This is a genomic window from Leisingera sp. ANG-M1 (genome assembly GCF_000813745.1).
In the GTDB taxonomy this organism is placed as follows: domain Bacteria; phylum Pseudomonadota; class Alphaproteobacteria; order Rhodobacterales; family Rhodobacteraceae; genus Leisingera.
In genome coordinates, this window is record NZ_JWLC01000013.1 from 289441 (window position 1) to 307368 (window position 17928).

17 protein-coding genes and 1 tRNA gene are annotated in these 17928 nt (G+C 62.7%); 9 read left to right on the plus strand and 9 right to left on the minus strand.

Annotation, left to right across the window (positions count from 1 at the left end):
* Window positions 1–62: 62 nt before the first annotated feature.
* The 3 genes from RA19_RS12300 (at window position 63) to RA19_RS12310 (ending at window position 3961) form a co-directional block, all read left to right on the plus strand.
* Window positions 63–899, plus strand: a complete 837-nt coding sequence (locus RA19_RS12300) for an ABC transporter ATP-binding protein (protein ID WP_039162921.1) — start codon at window positions 63–65, stop codon at window positions 897–899.
* A gap of 17 nt (window positions 900–916) precedes the next feature.
* Window positions 917–2134, plus strand: coding sequence for a phenylacetate--CoA ligase family protein (locus RA19_RS12305; protein WP_039162996.1), 1218 nt, complete (start codon window positions 917–919; stop codon window positions 2132–2134).
* Window positions 2135–2281: 147 nt separating this feature from the next.
* Entirely contained in the window at window positions 2282–3961 is a 1680-nt protein-coding gene (locus tag RA19_RS12310; RefSeq protein ID WP_039162924.1) for an ABC transporter permease, read from the plus strand.
* A 46-nt stretch (window positions 3962–4007) separates the two neighbouring features.
* Here the strand turns inward: RA19_RS12310 and RA19_RS12315 are convergent, their stop codons facing one another.
* The gene (locus RA19_RS12315) at window positions 4008–4868 is read right to left on the minus strand and encodes a CobW family GTP-binding protein (protein WP_039162926.1); all 861 of its coding nucleotides are present in this window, start codon (window positions 4866–4868) and stop codon (window positions 4008–4010) included.
* A gap of 222 nt (window positions 4869–5090) precedes the next feature.
* Complete coding sequence (locus RA19_RS12320; protein WP_039162929.1) at window positions 5091–6107, minus strand: Fe(3+) ABC transporter substrate-binding protein; 1017 nt, start codon at window positions 6105–6107, stop codon at window positions 5091–5093.
* Between the two features lie 261 nt (window positions 6108–6368).
* On the opposite strand from RA19_RS12320, the gene RA19_RS12325 reads away from it, so the two are divergent.
* Window positions 6369–7031 carry a LysE family translocator gene (locus tag RA19_RS12325; RefSeq protein WP_039162931.1) on the plus strand — a complete coding sequence of 221 codons (663 nt, stop codon included), beginning with the start codon at window positions 6369–6371 and terminating at the stop codon, window positions 7029–7031.
* A gap of 238 nt (window positions 7032–7269) precedes the next feature.
* Here RA19_RS12325 and ykgO read toward each other — a convergent pair whose 3' ends face one another.
* Together ykgO and RA19_RS12335 are read right to left on the minus strand one after the other, a co-directional pair.
* A complete protein-coding gene (ykgO, locus tag RA19_RS12330; RefSeq protein ID WP_005648635.1) occupies window positions 7270–7395 on the minus strand; it encodes a type B 50S ribosomal protein L36 in 126 nt (41 codons plus the stop codon).
* Between the two features lie 78 nt (window positions 7396–7473).
* A tRNA-Val gene (locus RA19_RS12335) sits at window positions 7474–7548 on the minus strand.
* A gap of 162 nt (window positions 7549–7710) precedes the next feature.
* Between RA19_RS12335 and RA19_RS12340 the strand changes: the two genes are divergently transcribed.
* Window positions 7711–8571 carry an N-formylglutamate amidohydrolase gene (locus tag RA19_RS12340; protein WP_039162933.1) on the plus strand — a complete coding sequence of 287 codons (861 nt, stop codon included), beginning with the start codon at window positions 7711–7713 and terminating at the stop codon, window positions 8569–8571.
* 16 nt (window positions 8572–8587) lie between these two features.
* On the opposite strand, the gene RA19_RS12345 is transcribed toward RA19_RS12340, so the two are convergent.
* Entirely contained in the window at window positions 8588–9841 is a 1254-nt protein-coding gene (locus RA19_RS12345) for a DNA polymerase IV (protein ID WP_082020525.1), read from the minus strand.
* Window positions 9842–9934: 93 nt separating this feature from the next.
* Here RA19_RS12345 and RA19_RS12350 point away from each other — a divergent pair, with 93 nt between their 5' ends.
* Window positions 9935–10369, plus strand: a complete 435-nt coding sequence (locus RA19_RS12350; RefSeq protein WP_039162938.1) for an NUDIX hydrolase — start codon at window positions 9935–9937, stop codon at window positions 10367–10369.
* Between the two features lie 397 nt (window positions 10370–10766).
* Here the strand turns inward: RA19_RS12350 and pyrF are convergent, their stop codons facing one another.
* Window positions 10767–11483 carry an orotidine-5'-phosphate decarboxylase gene (gene pyrF / locus RA19_RS12355; protein WP_039162998.1) on the minus strand — a complete coding sequence of 239 codons (717 nt, stop codon included), beginning with the start codon at window positions 11481–11483 and terminating at the stop codon, window positions 10767–10769.
* Window positions 11484–11832: 349 nt separating this feature from the next.
* Between pyrF and clpB the strand changes: the two genes are divergently transcribed.
* Window positions 11833–14451, plus strand: coding sequence for an ATP-dependent chaperone ClpB (gene clpB, locus RA19_RS12360; protein WP_039162940.1), 2619 nt, complete (start codon window positions 11833–11835; stop codon window positions 14449–14451).
* A 93-nt stretch (window positions 14452–14544) separates the two neighbouring features.
* On the opposite strand, the gene RA19_RS12365 is transcribed toward clpB, so the two are convergent.
* The 3 genes from RA19_RS12365 to RA19_RS12375 form a co-directional block, all read right to left on the minus strand.
* Window positions 14545–14856, minus strand: a complete 312-nt coding sequence (locus RA19_RS12365) for a hypothetical protein (RefSeq protein ID WP_152615744.1) — start codon at window positions 14854–14856, stop codon at window positions 14545–14547.
* Between the two features lie 60 nt (window positions 14857–14916).
* A complete protein-coding gene (locus RA19_RS12370; protein ID WP_039162945.1) occupies window positions 14917–15483 on the minus strand; it encodes a hypothetical protein in 567 nt (188 codons plus the stop codon).
* 101 nt (window positions 15484–15584) lie between these two features.
* Window positions 15585–16019, minus strand: a complete 435-nt coding sequence (locus RA19_RS12375) for a DUF302 domain-containing protein (RefSeq protein ID WP_039162947.1) — start codon at window positions 16017–16019, stop codon at window positions 15585–15587.
* Between the two features lie 236 nt (window positions 16020–16255).
* On the opposite strand from RA19_RS12375, the gene msrP reads away from it, so the two are divergent.
* The gene (gene msrP / locus RA19_RS12380) at window positions 16256–17161 is read left to right on the plus strand and encodes a protein-methionine-sulfoxide reductase catalytic subunit MsrP (protein ID WP_039162950.1); all 906 of its coding nucleotides are present in this window, start codon (window positions 16256–16258) and stop codon (window positions 17159–17161) included.
* 13 nt (window positions 17162–17174) lie between these two features.
* Entirely contained in the window at window positions 17175–17789 is a 615-nt protein-coding gene (gene msrQ, locus RA19_RS12385) for a protein-methionine-sulfoxide reductase heme-binding subunit MsrQ (RefSeq protein ID WP_039162952.1), read from the plus strand.
* Window positions 17790–17928: the final 139 nt, after the last annotated feature.

The window sequence follows — 17928 nt, forward strand, 5'->3', positions numbered from 1 at the left end:
GCCGCCGCACCGCGCGACACGGTCCCGTTTCTGATCCGGGACAGGCATGAGGACACGCTTTGATGCTGGATGCAGCGAACACCGCCGAGGTGCAGGCCGAGACCCTGCTGGAGGTCAACAATATCGAGGTGATCTACAATCACGTGATCCTTGTTCTGAAGGGCGTGAGCCTGAATGTGCCCAAGGGCGGCATCACTGCGCTGCTGGGCGGCAATGGGGCCGGCAAGACCACCACGCTGAAGGCGGTGTCCAACCTTTTGCACTCTGAACGCGGCGAGGTGACCAAAGGCTCGGTCAAATACCGCGGCCGCGACGTGCATGCGCTGGATCCTGCGGACCTGGTGAAGCAGGGCGTCATCCAGGTGATGGAAGGCCGCCATTGCTTTGAACACCTGACAGTGGAAGAAAACCTGCTGACCGGTGCTTATACCCGCTCTGACAGCGGCGCTGATATCCAGAAAGACCTGGAGATGGTCTATCACTATTTTCCGCGCCTCAAGGAACGCCGCAAGAGCCAGGCTGGTTATACCTCGGGCGGCGAGCAGCAGATGGTGGCGATGGGCCGCGCCTTGATGAGCCGGCCGGAGACGATCCTGCTGGATGAACCCTCGATGGGATTGGCGCCGCAGCTGGTGGAGCAGATTTTCGAGATCGTTAAGTCGATCAATGAGCAGGAAGGCGTGACTTTCCTGCTGGCGGAACAGAACACCAACGTCGCCCTGCGCTATGCCCATTACGGCTATATCCTGGAATCGGGCCGGGTGGTGATGGACGGGCCTGCAGCGGAGCTGCGGGAGAACCCGGATGTGAAGGAATTCTACCTCGGCATGTCGGATGAAGGGCGCAAAAGCTTCCGCGACGTGCGCTCGTATCGCCGCCGCAAGAGGTGGCTGAGCTGATGCGGGATGGTGATGTGATGAGCTATTTTGACACGTTAGAGACCCGCAGCGCCGATGAGCGCGCCGCAGATCTGGCCGCGGCTCTGCCGGAGCAGATCGCCCGCGCCCAAACCGCACCGGGCTATGCCAGCCTGCTGGCGGAAGTGGATCCTGCGGCGGTGACCTCACCCGCGGCGCTGGCCGCGCTGCCGGTGCTGCGCAAATCCGAGCTGAGCCGGGCGCAGGCGGCCAATCCGCCCTTTGGCGGCTTTACCGTGAAGCCCGCGCATGGCTTTGCCCATATCTTCCAAAGCCCCGGCCCGATTTACGAGCCCGGCGGCGTGGACGGCGACTGGTGGCGGATGGGGCGTTTCCTGAACGCTGCCGGGGTTGGCCAGGGCGATGTGGTGCAGAACTGCTTTGGCTACCACCTGACGCCGGCGGGGATGATCTTTGAAAACGGCGCCCGGGCAGTGGGTGCGGCTGTGCTGCCCGCAGGCACTGGCCAGACCGAGCTGCAGGTGACCGCCGCGCGGGATGTCGGCGCCACGGCCTATGCCGGCACGCCGGACTACCTGAAGGTGATCCTGGACAAGGCCGATGCGATGGGGGTGAAGCTGGGCTTCTCCAAGGCGGCGGTCGGGGGCGGCGCACTGTTTCCGTCGCTGCGTCAGGAGTATGCCGACCGCGGCATCTCCTGCCTGCAGTGCTATGCCACTGCCGATCTGGGCAATATCGCCTATGAGAGTCCGGCGATGGAGGGGATGATTGTAGACGAGCATGTGATCGTCGAGATCGTCACTCCCGGCACCGGCAATCCAGTGGCACCGGGCGAGGTGGGTGAGGTGGTGGTGACCACGCTTAACCCCGATTACCCGCTGATCCGCTTTGCCACCGGCGATTTGTCGGCGGTGATGCCGGGTGTTTCCCCCTGCGGCCGCACGAATATGCGGATCAAGGGGTGGATGGGCCGCGCCGATCAGACCACCAAGATCAAAGGCATGTTCGTGCGCCCTGAGCAGGTCGCGGCGCTGGTCGACAAACACACCGAGATCGTCAAGGCGCGGGTAGTTGCCAGCCGCGACGGCGAGATGGATGCGATGACGGTGCAGATCGAAGCCGAGGGCGGCGACGAGGCGGCCTTTGCCCGTTCGGTCATTGAGGTCCTGAAGCTCAAAGGCCAGGTCGAAGTTGTGGCGCCGGGCGCGTTGCCCAAGGACGGGCTGGTGATCGAGGATCAGCGCAGTTACGAGTGAGACAGCGGTGATATGGTGGTGAACGGGCGTCATATTCCGGCGCCCGTTTGCTGCTGCCAGGAGCAGCTGGCCTGTGCGGACGCTTTCTGGCTGGAATTTCTGACTGGAATGGTCGTAATAGGGCGGTGCGAATAAACAGCCGGACCCATGACTGCCGCAAATGATCCTATAGAATATGCCCCCAAGGGCAGCCGCCGCGGCGGCAAGAGCGGAGGAGGTGCCTTTGCCCTGCTGGCCTGGGTCGTGGCGCTCTCCTGCGTGCTGCCGATGCTGGCGGTGGCGCTGGCGGCGGGTTTTGGCGGCACCGATACCATCCGCCATCTGGCCGCCACCGTGCTGCCGGGCTATTCGCTGACCACTCTGGCGCTGGTGGCGCTGGTGGCTTTGGGCACCTTTGCAATCGGCACCGGTGCCGCCTGGCTGGTGACAATGGCGCGTTTTCCCGGCGTGCGGTTCCTGGAGGTGGCGCTGGTCTTGCCGCTGGCCTTTCCGGCTTATGTGCTGGCCTATGCCTATACCCATATCCTGGATCATCCCGGCATTGTGCAGGCCACTCTGCGCGAGGTGACCGGCTGGGGGCCGCGGGATTACTGGTTCCCCGAGATCCGCTCCACCGGCGGTGCGGCGGCGATGCTGGTGCTGGTGCTCTACCCCTACGTCTACCTGCTGGCGCGGGCAGCCTTCATGCAGCAGAGCGCAGGTGCCTTTCTGGCGGCGCGGGCCCTGGGCAAGAACGCCTGGCAGGCGTTCTGGATGGTCAGCCTGCCGATGGCGCGGCCCGCCATCGCTTCGGGCGTGCTGCTGGCGGTGATGGAGACAATCGCGGATTTCGGCACGGTGTCCTATTTCGGGGTGCAGACCTTTGCCACCGGCATCTACACTAGCTGGTTCTCGCTGGCCGACCGCGGCGGCGCGGCGCAGCTGGCGTTGTGCCTTCTGGGCTTTGCCCTGACGCTGGCGGTGGTGGAACGGTCCACGCGCGGCCGGGCGAAATACCACCACGCCGGCAAGCACCACAACCAGATGCCCCCGGCGGAGCTGGGCGGGATCAAGGCTGCAGCGGCAGTGTTTTTCTGCGCGGTGCCTGTGGTGCTGGGCTTCCTATTGCCGGTAATCGTACTGTTCACGATGAGCTTTGATTCCGAGCAGAACCTGTTCAGCGGCCGGTACATTGATTTCACCGCAAATTCGATCACCTTGGCGGCAGCGGCGGCCGTGCTCACGGTGGCGGCCGCGGTGTGCCTCGGCTTTTACCAGCGCCTGCGGCCCGGGCGGCTGTCTTCCGTTGCGGCCTATCTGGCACGGCTGGGATACGCGGTGCCCGGCGGGGTGATCGCGGTGGGGCTGATCGTGCCGTTTGCGGCCTTTGACAACGCGCTGGATGCCTGGATGCGCGAGACCTTCGGGATCCGCACCGGCCTGCTGGTAACAGGATCGATCTGGCTGCTGGTGGCGGCTTACGGCGTGCGCTTCATGGCGGCGGCGCTGGGGGCCTATGAGGGCGGCCAGGCCACTATGCATTCCAACATGGACGCGGCGGCGCGCTCGCTGGGGCAAGGGCCGATGGGGATGCTGCGGCGGGTGCATCTGCCGCTTCTGACACCCAGCCTGCTAACGGCGCTGCTGATTGTCTTTGTCGATGTGATGAAGGAACTGCCGGCCACGCTGATCATGCGGCCTTTCAACTTTGACACCCTGGCGGTGCAGGCACACCGGCTGGCGGCGGATGAGCGGCTGGAGGGCGCCGCGGTGCCCTCGCTGGTGATTGTTGCGGTTGGGCTGCTGCCCGTAATCCTGATTTGCCGCCAGGTTGGGCAGCGGCGTTAGGCGCAAGAATTAATAAGAAAGTTCGTTATTTTCTCGCCCCCGGGGATCAGGCGGCCCACCAGGCCTCGATCTCTCCGGGAGAAACGCGGTCTGCGGGGCCCAGGCCCACGAGCAGGGTTTCCGTGGCCTCGCAGCGTTTGGCTTCGACGTGACGGCCTACAACATGCAACTCGTAAGCGCCGCCAGTGGTCAGCACAAAGCCTTTCATGCGGTAGAGGCCGGCTGGCCGTTCGGCAAGCTTATCCCCCAGGGCGCGGCGGTCCAGCACCTCGCTGCTGCGGTGCTGCCAGGTCGCATAGGCAGGATGGGCTGCCACCGAGCGGCCCTTGGGCAGCGGCACGACGTCAAACAGCAGCTCTGCCACCGGCGATCCGTTGAGCACGGTCGGGGTGCGGGCACCGGCTTGCTCCAGCAGCGCTGACAGGGGGGCAGAAATTTCATCGCATTTGGTGGCAATCACCAGATCGGCTGCACGGATCTGCTGCTCCGCCTGCGGCGCAACCAGCGGATCGTTCAGCAGGTTCGCGGCATTTGCTGCATCCACCAGGGTAACAATGCCGGCATAGCTGAGGCCGCTTTCATTCAGCACGGTGTTGGCGATGGAGACCGGGTCGGCGATACCGCTGGCCTCGATCACCAGGTGATCAGGGCGCTCCGGCCGGTTGAGGACCTGATGCAGCGCCAGTGAGAGGTCGCCGTCCATCGAGCAGCAGACGCAGCCATTGGTCAGCGCCAGTTTGCCGCCGTCGGTTTCCTGGATCAGCGCGTCGTCAATATTGACCGCACCGAAGTCGTTCACGATCACGGTCAGCTTCAGCCCGTGATCCTCGGCCAGCAAGCGGTTGATCAGGGTGGTTTTACCCGCGCCCAGATACCCGCTGATAATCGTTACCGGCAACCGGTTCATACGCTCAATTCCTCCCGAGCGCGGCGTGCTCCCGACTGCATGATTCCCCCCGAATTTCAAGATGGGCGAACGTATAGGCCGCAGGTTCAAAACGGTCTAGTAAAAGCGGCGGCATCAGCGGTTTATCTAACTGGCACCGGCGGCTGTGGTTTTTGGGAAACGCAAGGTTACAAAAAAGGCGCGGCAATGCCGCGCCTTTCTGAAAGCTTGTGCGGTGCAGGCTTAGCGCCAGCCTGCATCATTGAAGATCTTCTGCGCTTCGGGCAGGTTCTTGGCAACCTCCGACAAGTTCACATCATCCGGCTTGAAGTGCCCGAGTGCTGCAACGGAGGGGGCCAGGCCAACGCCTGGAACCGCCGGGTATTCGTCATTGCCGGCCGAGAAATACGCCTGGGCGGAATCGCTTGCGAGATACTCCAGGAACTTGATGGCGTTTTCCTTGTTCGGCGCATGTACAGCGACGCCGCCGCCGGACAGGTTCATGTGGGCGCCTTCGGTGTTCTGCGAGGGGAACAGCCAGCCGATCATGTCGCGGCTGTCAGAAACACCTTTGACGTTCTTGCGGATCGAGCGGGCGAAATAATAGCTGTTGCCGACCGCGATTTCACATTCGCCGGAAACCAGGCCGCGCATCTGATCGGTGTCGCCGCCCTGCGGTTCGCGGGCCATGTTGGCCACCACACCTTCAGCCCATTCGCGGGCTTTTTCGGCGCCGTGGTGGGTGATGATCGAGGCCAGCAGGGTCTGGTTGTATGTATTCTTCGAAGACCGGATGCAGACCATGCCCTGATAGGCGGGGTCGGCGAGATCCAGATAGGTCAGCGGCGGGTTAGAGACTTCATTCTTGTCGTAGAAGATGATGCGGGAGCGCTGGCTGAAGCCAAACCATTGGTTCTCTGCGTCCTGCAGGTAGGCGGGCACACGGGCTTCCAGCACATCGCTGTCGATGCTTTGCAGCACACCGGCATCCTTGGCGCGGGCCAGCCGCGAGGTGTCGACGGTGATCAGGATGTCGGCAGGGGAGTTTTCGCCCTCGGCCTTCATCCGGGCGATCAGTTCATCTGCGTTGCCTTCGATGCGGTTGATGGTGATGCCGGTGGCCTCTTCGAACTCGGAGTAGAGCTGCTCATCGGTGTCATAGTGGCGCGACGAATAGATGTTCAGCTCGCCTTCGGCTGCGGCCGAGGTGGCAATGGCAGCACTCAGCGCGCCGGCAAGTACGGTGGTGGCTTTCAGCATGGGATGTCCCGTTCTTCTGTGGCTTGTTATCCGACTGAAAGAGTCGATTAAAGCAATTGGCAAAAGATGCAATAAATTTCCGACAGAAACACTCGGAAAGTTTGCCCGGATGCATCATGCGGCGGCTGCGGCTGGTGTTGGCAGGCTTGCCGCTGCGGGGCGTAGGCAGGAGGTCTGCGGAACTCTTTTGTGCTTGCGCGGCGGTTGAGCTGGACTGGCCGCTGGCCGCGCTTTAGGGAGCGGACAACCAAGGAGGACTGCATGCCCGCTGCTGAGACCCTGATTGCCTTTCTGGCTGCTTTGGCTTTGCTGGAGCTGTCGCCCGGCCCGGACATGATGCTGGTGATGGGGCGCGGTATCGGCCAGGGGCGGCGGGTGGCGCTGTTCACGGTTGCTGGGATGATTCTGGTGGCCGGAGTGGTGCAGGTCGGGCTGCTGGTTCTGGGGCTTGCCTCTTTGCTGGCAGCTTATCCCTCGGCCTTGGAGGTCATCCGCTGGATCGGCGCGGCTTTTCTGATCTGGCTGGGGCTGCAAATGCTGCGCGCCAGCTTGCGCCCTTCGGCGGTGCTGCGCGAGGTTCGGGCAGTCACTGCACGGCAGGCTGTGCGGCAGGGAGCGGTTAACAGCCTGACCAATCCCAAATCGCTTTTGTTCATGTTCGCCTTCCTGCCCCAGTTTGTGGATCCAGGCGCCGGACCGGTTTGGCTGCAGTTTCTGATCCTCGGCACCCTGCAGAAACTGACGGGCATCATATCTCTGGGCTCTGTTGCTCTGGCTGCCGGCTCTGTGGGGCAATGGCTGGCGCGGCGCCCCGGGCTGGTGGCCTGGCAGGAACGTTTCACCGGGGTGGTGATGATCGGGTTGGGGTTGCGGCTGATTCTGACGGGCCAGGCCGGTGCCGCAGAAGCGCGGGCGCTGCGCTGACCAAGGCGCGGGAGGCTCCCGCCCGTCGCTGGGTTTCTGGAGAAACCTGCTCCCGTTGGGCGTGGCACCGCGCGCCGCGCGGTGCCACGCCCAAGGCTGCCGAGAATCGCCCGGCCTCAGCCGGGGGATCTGCGCGCGCGGGAGTTGCCCGCTTTGCCTGGAATTGGAAATCGGTCCGCCAAACGCAAAAAAACCGCATCGGATGATGCGGTTTTTTGCATGTCGCTGTCTGCGGATCTTAGCCCTGGCGCGCTTTGAACTTGCGCTGGGTCTTGTTGATCACGTAAACGCGGCCTTTGCGGCGCACAACCCGGCAGTCACGGTGCCGGTTCTTCAGCGAGCGGAGCGAGTTCTTGACCTTCATGGCCTCTCTCCTTGTCTGCGGCGCGAACCAGCGCCTGGGTTAGCGGGTGCCTTGGCCTTGACCAGGGCAGTGAATGAGTGGTGGGCGATACAAGGATCGAACTTGTGACCCCTTCGATGTCAACGAAGTGCTCTACCGCTGAGCTAATCGCCCACTCTGGCCTGCGCTGCCTCCTGCCCCTTAGAAGTGAAAGGGGCGCGGGGTGCCGCGCCGGTGAGGGGGTCTATAAATAGAGTCGCGCAGAGGTGCAAGAGCTTTTGACCGCAGAAATTTCCGCTCTATGCTGTTTCTTGCAGAAGAAGCACCGGAGCAAGGATGCCTGATACAGCGTTTTCCGTGATTTCGCCGCAGAAACCGGCCTCAGCCGTGGTTTTTGCCTCTCCGCATAGCGGCACGGACTATTCCGATTCCTTCCTGGAAAAAACGATTCTCGGCCGCAAGGCTGTCCGCAGCTCGGAGGACGCCTTTGTCGACCGGCTGTTTGCGGCGGCGCCGGAATTCGGCGCGCCGCTGCTCACGGCGGTCAAGCCACGGGCCTATCTGGATCTGAATCGCTCGCCCGACGAGCTGGACCCGGCGCTTATCGACGGGGTGCAGAAACGCGGGCAGAACCCGCGGGTGGCATCGGGGCTGGGCGTGATTCCTCGGGTGGTGGCCAATGGCCGCGCGATTTACCGAGGCAAGCTGCCGATGGCCGAGGCAGAGCGGCGGATCCGCTGCTACTGGCATCCCTACCACAAGGCGCTGAAGGGGCTGCTGGACCAGGCGCACCGGCAATTCGGCCAGGCAATTCTGGTGGATTGCCATTCAATGCCGCATGAGGCGATTGATACCATGGCGCCGCGCAGCGGGCCCAAGCCGGAGGTGGTGCTGGGCGACCGGTTCGGGGCGGCGGCCGACAGCGCCATTGTCGACCGGATCGAGGCGGCTTTTGCAGCGGCAGGGCTGAATGTCGCCCGCAACACGCCTTTTGCCGGGGCCTATATTGCCCAGACCTATGGCCGGCCGTCGCGGCGCCAGCATGCAATCCAGGTCGAGATCGACCGGGCGCTCTATATGGACGAGGCCAATATCCGCCCCAATGGGAATTTCGAGACGTTGCAAAGGCTGCTGCGCCAGGTGACTGCGGAAATCGCTGCTATCGGGCAGGAGGAAATGCCGCTGGCGGCAGAATGAGTCGGCACGCGGCGGTTCAGCGCAGGGCGCGGCCTTTGAGAATTGCACCGTCACCGAATTTTTTGCGTATGGCATCGGTGGCACGTTCCGCTTCGGCGCGCCGTCCCGCCTGCGGGTCCAGGAGGTCGCCGCTGTCATCGGCCTGCGATTCCGGCGCAAGATCGGAAATGCCGCAGCCCAGCAGACGGTAAGGCCCTTCATCGCCCACTTGATCCAGCAGGCTGCGGGCAGTGCGGTAGATCTTGTCGGCTATCTGTGTCGGGCTGTGCAGGGTGACGCGCCGGGTCAGCGCCGAATGGTTGGCACGCTTCAGTTTCAAGGTGACCACGCGGCCGGCAAGCTCCCGGGCCTTGGCCCGATCCGAGACCTGCTCGGCCAAACGCCACAGGTGGCCGTCGAGAACATCCAGGCTGGCGGTGTCTTCGAAGAAAGTGGTTTCCTTTGAAATCGACTTGACCGGTGCATTCGCTGACACCCGCCGCCGGTCCTGGCCGCGGGCCAGATGCCAGAGCCGGTCGCCCATCGAACCGAAACGCTGCTGCAACGCGGCCTGATCCCAGCGCAACAGGTCTGAAAAGCTGCGGATGCCGGCCTTTTCCAGGCTGGCCTGGGCTGCGGGGCCGATGCCCCAGATCAGCCGCACCGGCTTCTCGTGCAGGAAGTCAGCGGTCTCTGCCTTGCCGATAACCGAAAATCCGCGCGGCTTGTCGAGGTCGGAGGCCACTTTGGCCAGGAACTTGTTGTGTGAAAGGCCGATGGATCCGGTTACGCCCAGTTCATCCTTCATCTGCTTGACTAGCCGGGCCAGCATCACTGCCGGCGGCGCGCCGTGCAGCTTTTCAGTGCCGGTGAGATCCATGAAGGCCTCATCCAGCGACAGAGGTTCCACTTCCGGGGTCAGCGCGTTCATCATCTTGCGGATTTCGCGGCTGACCTCGACATAGACGCTCATCCGGGGCTTGATCACGACCGCGTCGGGACAAAGCTTCAGCGCCTGAAACATTGGCATGGCCGAGCGTACGCCGCGGATGCGGGCAATGTAGCAGGCGGTGGAGACTACACCGCGCTTGCCGCCGCCGATAATCACCGGCTTGGTTGCCAGCTCCGGATTGTCGCGCTTCTCGACGCTGGCATAAAACGCATCGCAGTCCATATGGGCGATGGTGAGGGAAAACAGTTCCTCATGCGTTTTTACCCGCGGGCTGCCGCAATGGGGACAGCGCCGGAGGGGGGCGATCTGGCTCAGGCAGTCTCGGCACAGGGCATGCATGGCGGCGGGCATTCTGCGGGATGAAGGGACGGGTTAGTGTAGCTTGCGGCGGAGGTCTTGTCTTTAGCGCGGCCCGTTCACAAGTGACAGGCCATGACACAGGCAAAAGATGACATTTCAAGCGGTTTCTCCGGTGCAAAACTGGCGCTTTTTCTTGGGCGGGACTTGCTGGTGATCCAGCGGGACGACAAGCCCGACATTCCTTATCCTGGCTACTGGGACTTGCCGGGCGGCGGCAGGGAAGGGACGGAGAGCCCTGAAGCATGCGCTTTGCGGGAGACACAGGAAGAGGTCGGGCTGGTTCTGCAGCCTGACGTGCTGGTCTGGTCCCGTGCCTATCAGCGTCCGCGGGGGCAGGTTTGGTTCTTTGCTGCGCATATGCCTGCGGCCCTGGCTGGACAAGTCAGGCTTGGGAATGAAGGGCAGCGTTGGGGCCTGATGGCCCCCGAGGCATATTGCGAGCATCCGTTAGCCGTACCGCATTTCGCCGAGCGGCTGCGGGAATACCTGATGGTCAGACCGGGCTGAATACTGGGGCAAAAGAAAGATCCCCCGCTGGTTGGCGGGGGGAAGGTGACAGGCCTCAGGAAGAAAAGCCTGTCTGGGGAGTGTCTCAGTTCCTAGAATCGCGCAGCCTTTGGGGTTTCGCAAAGTTCACTGAGGCCGGCCTGGGGGCGAACCCGCTTGGTGTGCTTTTTAGGGCACAGGACAATTTGGCGCACAAGTCTCTCCGCCCGCTGGTTTCACCAGTGAAATGAGTGGCTTGACGTGGCGTCACTATACTTTTGCGCGCTGGTCAGGGGTGCGGGAATGTGAATGGCGGAAAGATTTATTTCTGCCTAATTTTTAGGCATAGTCGGTTCGGGGCCGGTTCCGGCACACGCCAGCCGCCTTTGCAGGATGTTTTGACCTTGGTGCCGCGGGATTATTCCGTGGGGCCGGTAAGCTCGGCCAGGATAGCTTCAGCGGCTGCGCGGGGGCTTTCAGCCTGCCAGACCGGACGGCCGACAACAATGTGATCGGCGCCATTGGCAATGGCATTTGCCGGGGTCGCCACGCGTTTCTGATCGCCAAGTGCGGCACCCGTGGGGCGCACGCCCGGAGTGACGATCAACTTGCCCTCGGCTTCGGGCAGGGCGCGGATCAGCGCGGCTTCCTGCGGGCTGGCGATCACCCCGTCGGCACCGGCCGCAAAAGCATTGCCCGCGCGTTCCAGCACCAGGTCCTGCACTGTGCCGCCCTTGATCAGCGCGCCGTTCAGGTCCTGCCGGTCCAGCGAAGTAAGGATAGTGACGGCGAGGATCTTAAGGTCTTTGCCGGCCGCGCCTTCCTTGGCGGCCCGCACCACATAAGGATCGCCGTGCACTGTGAGGAAATCGAGGTCGAACTGAGCCAGCCCGCGCACCGCGCTTTCCACGGTAGCGCCGATGTCGAACAGCTTCATGTCGAGGAAGATGCGCTTGCCATGCTCCTGCTTTAGCTCATTGGCCAGCGCCAGCCCGCCGCCGGTCAGCATTCCCAGCCCGATCTTGTAGAAAGAAACCGCATCGCCCAGCTGTTCCGCCAGTTTCAAGCCCGCGATTGCATTGGGGACATCCATGGCAACAATCAGGCGGTCGTCGGCGCGCGGGGCTTGGGTCATGGGAATCCTCGTGTGGCTGGCAGGTTTGGCAAGAAACTGGCGTTTCATACGCGGGGTTCTGCCTTTCGGCAAGGTGCCGATGGAGGCAAGGGAGGGCTCCCGCAACTGAAGCTGTCCCCGCGGGGACAGATTACAGTTTTGGGCCTGGCGCCGCGCTGGCGCGCGGCGCGGTTGCGTTTGGGGTCGGCGGAGCCAAGTTGACGCAGGTCAGGGAAATGCTCATCTTTTCCGTGTTCAATGATCTTGAAGCGGCTGGTCTGCTTCCCACATTGAACCTTGAGGCCCGGACCGGGGCGTGCCGCCAAGCGGGCGCTGCCAAACCAACGGGCGCTTGAAAAAGGAGAGCAAGATGGACTTGAACAAGTTCACAGAGCGTGCGCGGGGATTCGTGCAGGCGGCGCAGACCATTGCGATGCGCGAGGGGCACCAGCGGCTGGTGCCGGAGCATATTCTGAAAGCATTGATGGATGACGATCAGGGGCTGGCGAGCAACCTGATTTCCCGCGCGGGCGGTGCGCCTGCACGCGTGGTTGAGGCCGTCGAGGCGGCTGTTGCCAAACAGCCCAAGGTCAGCGGTGACGCTGCGCAGATCTATTTGGACGGCCAGACCGCCAAGGTGATGGATGAGGCTGCCAAGATTGCCGAAAAGGCAGGCGACAGTTTTGTGCCGGTCGAACGGCTGCTGATGGCGCTGTGCATGGTGAAATCCAAAGCCAAGGATGCCCTGGAGGCTGGCGCAGTCACAGCGCAGAAGCTGAATGAAGCCATCAATGACATCCGCAAGGGGCGGACGGCTGATTCTGCCACCGCCGAGGAAGGCTATGATGCTCTGAAGAAATACGCGCGCGATCTGACCGAGGCGGCACGTGAGGGTAAGATTGACCCGATCATCGGCCGCGACGAAGAAATCCGCCGCTCGATGCAGGTGCTGTCACGCCGGACTAAGAACAATCCGGTTCTGATCGGTGAGCCGGGTGTCGGGAAGACAGCTATCGCCGAAGGCATGGCGCTGCGCATCGTCAACGGCGATGTGCCGGAGTCCCTTCGCGACAAGCAGTTGCTGTCGCTCGACATGGGGGCGCTGATTGCCGGTGCCAAGTACCGCGGTGAGTTCGAGGAACGGCTGAAAGCGGTGCTGACCGAGGTCACTGAGGCTGCGGGTGAGATCATCCTGTTCATCGACGAGATGCACACGCTGGTCGGTGCCGGCAAATCCGACGGGGCCATGGATGCGGCCAACCTGATCAAACCGGCGCTGGCCCGCGGTGAGCTGCACTGCGTCGGTGCCACCACGCTGGATGAATACCGCAAATATGTGGAGAAGGACGCGGCCCTGGCCCGCCGCTTCCAGCCGGTAATGGTGACGGAGCCGACGGTGGAGGACACGGTGTCTATCCTGCGCGGCATCAAGGAGAAATATGAGCTGCACCACGGGGTGCGGATTGCCGATGCGGCTTTGGTCTCGGCGGCGACTTTGTCCAACCGTTATATCACCGACCGCTTCCTGCCGGATAAGGCGATTGACCTGGTGGATGAAGCCGCCAGCCGCCTGCGGATGCAAGTGGACAGCAAGCCGGAGGCGCTGGATGCGCTGGACCGGCAGATCCTGCAGATGCAGATTGAGGAAGAGGCGCTGAAACTGGAGGATGATGCGGCCTCCAAGGACCGGTTGGAGAAACTGCAAAAGGAACTGTCGGACCTGCAGGAGCAATCCGCCGAGATGACCGCGCAGTGGCAGTCGGAGCGGGACAAGCTGGCCTCGGCCCGCGACCTGAAAGAGCAGCTGGACCGCGCCCGCGCCGATCTGGAGATCGCCAAGCGGGAAGGCAATCTGGCCCGCGCGGGCGAGCTGTCTTATGGCGTGATCCCAGAACTGGAGAAGCAGCTGTCGGACGCTGAAGGCCGTGAGGAAAAAGGCCTGATGGTGGAAGAAGCCGTGCGGCCTGCGCAGATCGCCGAAGTGGTGGAACGCTGGACCGGCATTCCGACCTCCAAGATGCTGGAGGGCGAGCGCGAGAAACTGCTGCGTATGGAAGATGAGCTGCACCGCCGGGTGATCGGCCAGAACGCGGCCGTCACCGCGGTGGCCAATGCGGTGCGCCGGGCGCGCGCGGGTCTGAATGACGAGAACCGTCCGCTGGGCTCCTTCCTGCTCCTTGGGCCGACTGGCGTGGGCAAGACTGAGCTCACCAAGGCAGTTGCCGAATTCCTGTTCGACGACGACCACGCCATGGTGCGCATCGACATGTCGGAGTTCATGGAGAAACATTCCGTCGCCCGTCTGATCGGCGCGCCTCCGGGCTATGTCGGCTATGACGAAGGCGGGGTGCTGACCGAAGCGGTGCGCCGCCGCCCCTATCAGGTGGTGCTGTTCGATGAGGTCGAAAAGGCGCATCCGGACGTGTTCAACGTGCTCTTGCAGGTACTGGACGACGGCATGCTGACCGACGGCCAGGGGCGCACTGTGGACTTCAAGCAGACGCTGATTATCCTGACCTCTAACCTTGGCGCGCAGGCCCTGAGCCAGCTGCCGGAGGGCGCCGATGCCTCGGACGCGCGGCGCGACGTGATGGATGCGGTCAAGGCGCATTTCCGGCCCGAGTTCCTGAACCGCTTGGATGAGACCATCATCTTCGATCGTCTGGCCCGCGCCGACATGGACGGAATTGTCGAGATCCAGCTGGCGCGGCTGCTGAAACGGCTGGCAGGTCGCAAGATCGCGCTGGAGCTGGACGAGGCGGCCAAGACCTGGCTCGCGGACGAAGGCTATGACCCAGTGTTCGGCGCCCGGCCCCTGAAGCGGGTGATCCAGCGCGCGTTGCAGAACCCGCTTGCCGAGGCGCTCTTGGGCGGGGAGATCAAGGACGGCGACACCGTTCCGGTCTCGGCCGGCAGTGACGGGCTGATCATCGGCGACCGGCTGGGGACATCAGAGCGGCCCAGGCCTGACGATGCCGTGGTGCATTGAGGGGTAGAGACTGAGGAAAGCCCGCCAGAGATGGCGGGCTTAATGGTTAGGGATCCAGTGAGGTTTCAGTGAAACCGCGGGTGCCGGCTGAATTTATTCCAGGCAGCCAAATGGCACGAAGGAGCTTGCCATGCCCTCGTTCATCGTCATGAGGGTGAGCAGATTGGCAAACTCAAGCTCTTTTGCTGACCGGGGGCAGGCGTTGCCGCGGGTTGTGCAGCCGCTTTCAATGAAGGCGGTGTTGCGGGACAGGAACTCAGTGCTCATGCCATCGCTGCCAAGGTATTCCAGGGCGTCATCCGCGGCGGACTGATAGAGGGCGCACTTTTGTTCTTGCCAATTCTGCCCGTCCTCTGTTGGCGTTTCCGACAAAGCTGAAGTGTTTAGGGAGACAGCAAGCAGCAAGGCGCCTAAACATACTCGGGCAGGTTCAGTTACGTGTAACCGGGGCATCGTGCTTTAACGTCACCCTTCCGCCGCTTCCTTGGCCATCCGGCGTTCATATTTCCGGCGCAGGACTTGCAGGCGGGGTTCCCAGTTGTACCGCGGGTCCTCGTTGGTCTCTGACCAATAGAGCTTGCCGCCATAGCGCCAGGGGTCGAGCACGATGCCTTCGTAAATGCCGTCGCCCTTGGCGGCGATCACGGCGGTCGAGTGGTCGATGCGGAAATCGCTTCTCGGTTCGGCAATGGCGCGCAGCATGGAAAGAGTCTGGAAGTTCTCCTGGTTCAGGCGCGCCTGCATGTCCTCGGCGTAATGCACACAGATGCCGCGCTCCTTGACGCCGCTGTTCACCAGCGTGTTGTGGATGATCGGCGAGGTGGTGACATTATACTGCTCGGCCAGCCGGGCGGAGTAGCTGTAGGCGATCTCGGCGGCGCGGCGGGCTTCATCCGGGTCCACCTCGGGATCGAGAGATTGCAGGGCGCGGGAAAGCTCCGCGACATCATCTTTGGTCGCTGTGGGGCCTGCAGCGCAGCCGGCCAGCGTGGCTGCGGCCAGCAGCATCAAGGAAGCAAAGAGGGATTTCATTTTGGTCTGCCCGTGCCGGAAATTCACTTTCCGGCCACCATAGCGAATGCGTGAAAAAGGTGCAGCGGGGAATTTTCCGGGCAGCGGGTTCCCCCCTGGCGCTACTCTTCGATTGCTTCCTGCACGATGCCGTCCAGCAGATCGTGGATCAGCTGCATATCGCCTTCCGGGAAAGCGCGGAAACCGATGGTAACATATTCCGCCCCCGGCTGTTGGGCCACGAAGATGCCATAGGGGCAGAAGGCGATGTTCATCGGGTCAGCCTCCATCACCTGGCGCGACAGTTTGGCAGAGCAGAAGGAGAACACCTGCGCCCGGGCAAACAGCACCAAGTCCGAGCCGACATCCCCCCGGGTACGCTCCAGCATTTCGCCCACATGGCTGACATGATCGATCACCAGCCCGCGGTTGGTGATGGCGCTTTCCAGGCCGAAGGTTACGTCGTCGTAAGAAAGCGCGGTGGTATAGCTGACCATATCCTGCGCCGCGGCTTGGGTGCCAAGGGCCAGGGCGGCTGCGGTGATGAGCTGTTTCACTTGTCGTCTCCTGCTGCGAATGAGAGGTCTGGGTCTGCCGCGCTGAACATATTAAGGTTTCTGCATGAGTTCCCCGGGGAAGGCCACCGGTTTCTTTGCCGCATGCCCGCTGGTTCATGCGCGGTGAACCAAAGCGTGCTACGTTACAGATCTCTCGCGCAGTCGTGACAGGATATGTTTTGGGTTTTGCGCACGGGGCCGTTACCTCATGTGTAACGGAGATTCAGGAGACATAGATGGCGCGCCGCTGGACCAATGATTTGACCCTTGCAGATGCAACCCCCGAGGCTGCGTTCTGGAACCGCCGCCAGATCATGGCGGGGCTGGCGGGGGCCGGGCTGGCCGCGGCGCTGGGCAGCCGGGCGCAGGCAGAGGAGGCGCTGGAGCCCAACACCTGGGATGAGGTGACCAACTACTGCAACTTCTATGAGTTCGGAACCGGCAAGGGCGACCCGTCCAAATATGCGGACCGGATGACCACTAAGCCCTGGAGCGTCAAAATTGACGGGCTGGTGGACAAGCCGGGCGACTATTCCTTTGAGCAGATCCTGGGCGAGATGACGCTGGAGGAGCGCATCTACCGCTTCCGCTGTGTTGAAGCCTGGTCGATGGTGGTGCCCTGGCAGGGGTTTGAACTGGCGGATATGCTGAATATGGCCGGGGTGCAGGAGGGGGCCAAATATGTGGCCTTCGAAACCCTCTACCGCCCCTCCGAGATGCCCGGTACTGCCTATAAGGTGCTCGATTGGCCTTATCGCGAAGGCCTGCGCCTGGATGAGGCGATGCACCCGCTCACCATGATGGCCACCGGCATCTTCGGTAAACCGCTGCCCAACCAAAATGGCGCACCGCTGCGGCTGGTGGTGCCGTGGAAATACGGCTTCAAGTCGATCAAGTCGGTGGTGCGCATCACCCTGACCGATGAGGAGCCGCCGGCCAGCTGGAACGTTGCCAACCCCCGCGAGTACGGCTTCTATAGCAATGTGAACCCCAATGTCTCGCATCCGCGCTGGAGCCAGGCCAGCGAGCGCCGCATCGGCGGCGGTCTTTTTGCCAGCCGCCAGCCGACGCTGATGTTCAACGGATATGAAACCGAGGTCGCCTCCATGTATGACGGTATGGACCTTGCCAAATATTTCTGACGGGGCCTGTGTGATGGGATCCGTGAACCAGCTGGTGCGCCGCCTGCCTGTTTGGGCGGTTTACCTGATCGGGGCGCTGCCGGCGCCCTGGCTGTTCTATCAGGGGCTCACCGGCGGGCTGGGGGTGGAGCCGATCAAGGCGCTGGAGCATGAATACGGCGAACTGGCGCTGCAGCTGCTGATCCTGACGCTGGCCATCTCACCCCTGCGGCGGCTCCTGGGGCTGAACCTGATGAAATTTCGCCGGGCGATCGGGCTTTTGTGCTTCTTCTATGTGCTGTGCCACCTGCTGGTCTGGCTGGTGCTGGATGTGCAGATCCTGGGGCAAATCCTCGCCGATATTGCCAAGCGGCCTTACATCACCATTGGCATGGGGGCTTTTGTCCTGATGCTGCCGCTGGCGGTGACTTCCAACAATCTGTCGGTCCGCAAGCTGGGCCGCAACTGGCCAAAGCTGCACCGGCTGACTTATGCGGCGGGGCTGCTGGGGGGTATTCACTTTGTGATGCTGGCGAAAGGTTTCCAGTTGGAGCCTCTCGTCTATCTCGGATTGGTGCTCTTGCTGCTGGCCTTGCGCCTGCCTGGCGTGCGCCAGCTTAAACTGGTTCCACTGTCCCGCAGCACGTAGTTTGAAATCAGGGCAATTGGTTTAGAGGCGTCGCATTTTTGCGGCGTCTTTTTTTGGGGCTCTGGCCCCCGTGGCCTGGATTGCGCGAGTCGCTGCGGCCCTTTTCGAGTCGTTTGGCGGTTTGTTCTGTGGGTAAGTT

Coding starts and splice junctions, on each gene's coding strand:
- RA19_RS12300 (WP_039162921.1), top strand. CDS start 63: ATGCTGGATGCAGCGAACACCGCCGAGGTGCAGGCCGAGACCCTGCTG.
- RA19_RS12305 (WP_039162996.1), top strand. CDS start 917: ATGAGCTATTTTGACACGTTAGAGACCCGCAGCGCCGATGAGCGCGCC.
- RA19_RS12310 (WP_039162924.1), top strand. CDS start 2,282: ATGACTGCCGCAAATGATCCTATAGAATATGCCCCCAAGGGCAGCCGC.
- RA19_RS12315 (WP_039162926.1), bottom strand. CDS start 4,868: ATGAACCGGTTGCCGGTAACGATTATCAGCGGGTATCTGGGCGCGGGT.
- RA19_RS12320 (WP_039162929.1), bottom strand. CDS start 6,107: ATGCTGAAAGCCACCACCGTACTTGCCGGCGCGCTGAGTGCTGCCATT.
- RA19_RS12325 (WP_039162931.1), top strand. CDS start 6,369: ATGCCCGCTGCTGAGACCCTGATTGCCTTTCTGGCTGCTTTGGCTTTG.
- ykgO (WP_005648635.1), bottom strand. CDS start 7,395: ATGAAGGTCAAGAACTCGCTCCGCTCGCTGAAGAACCGGCACCGTGAC.
- RA19_RS12340 (WP_039162933.1), top strand. CDS start 7,711: ATGCCTGATACAGCGTTTTCCGTGATTTCGCCGCAGAAACCGGCCTCA.
- RA19_RS12345 (WP_082020525.1), bottom strand. CDS start 9,841: ATGCATGCCCTGTGCCGAGACTGCCTGAGCCAGATCGCCCCCCTCCGG.
- RA19_RS12350 (WP_039162938.1), top strand. CDS start 9,935: ATGACACAGGCAAAAGATGACATTTCAAGCGGTTTCTCCGGTGCAAAA.
- pyrF (WP_039162998.1), bottom strand. CDS start 11,483: ATGACCCAAGCCCCGCGCGCCGACGACCGCCTGATTGTTGCCATGGAT.
- clpB (WP_039162940.1), top strand. CDS start 11,833: ATGGACTTGAACAAGTTCACAGAGCGTGCGCGGGGATTCGTGCAGGCG.
- RA19_RS12370 (WP_039162945.1), bottom strand. CDS start 15,483: ATGAAATCCCTCTTTGCTTCCTTGATGCTGCTGGCCGCAGCCACGCTG.
- msrP (WP_039162950.1), top strand. CDS start 16,256: ATGGCGCGCCGCTGGACCAATGATTTGACCCTTGCAGATGCAACCCCC.
- msrQ (WP_039162952.1), top strand. CDS start 17,175: ATGGGATCCGTGAACCAGCTGGTGCGCCGCCTGCCTGTTTGGGCGGTT.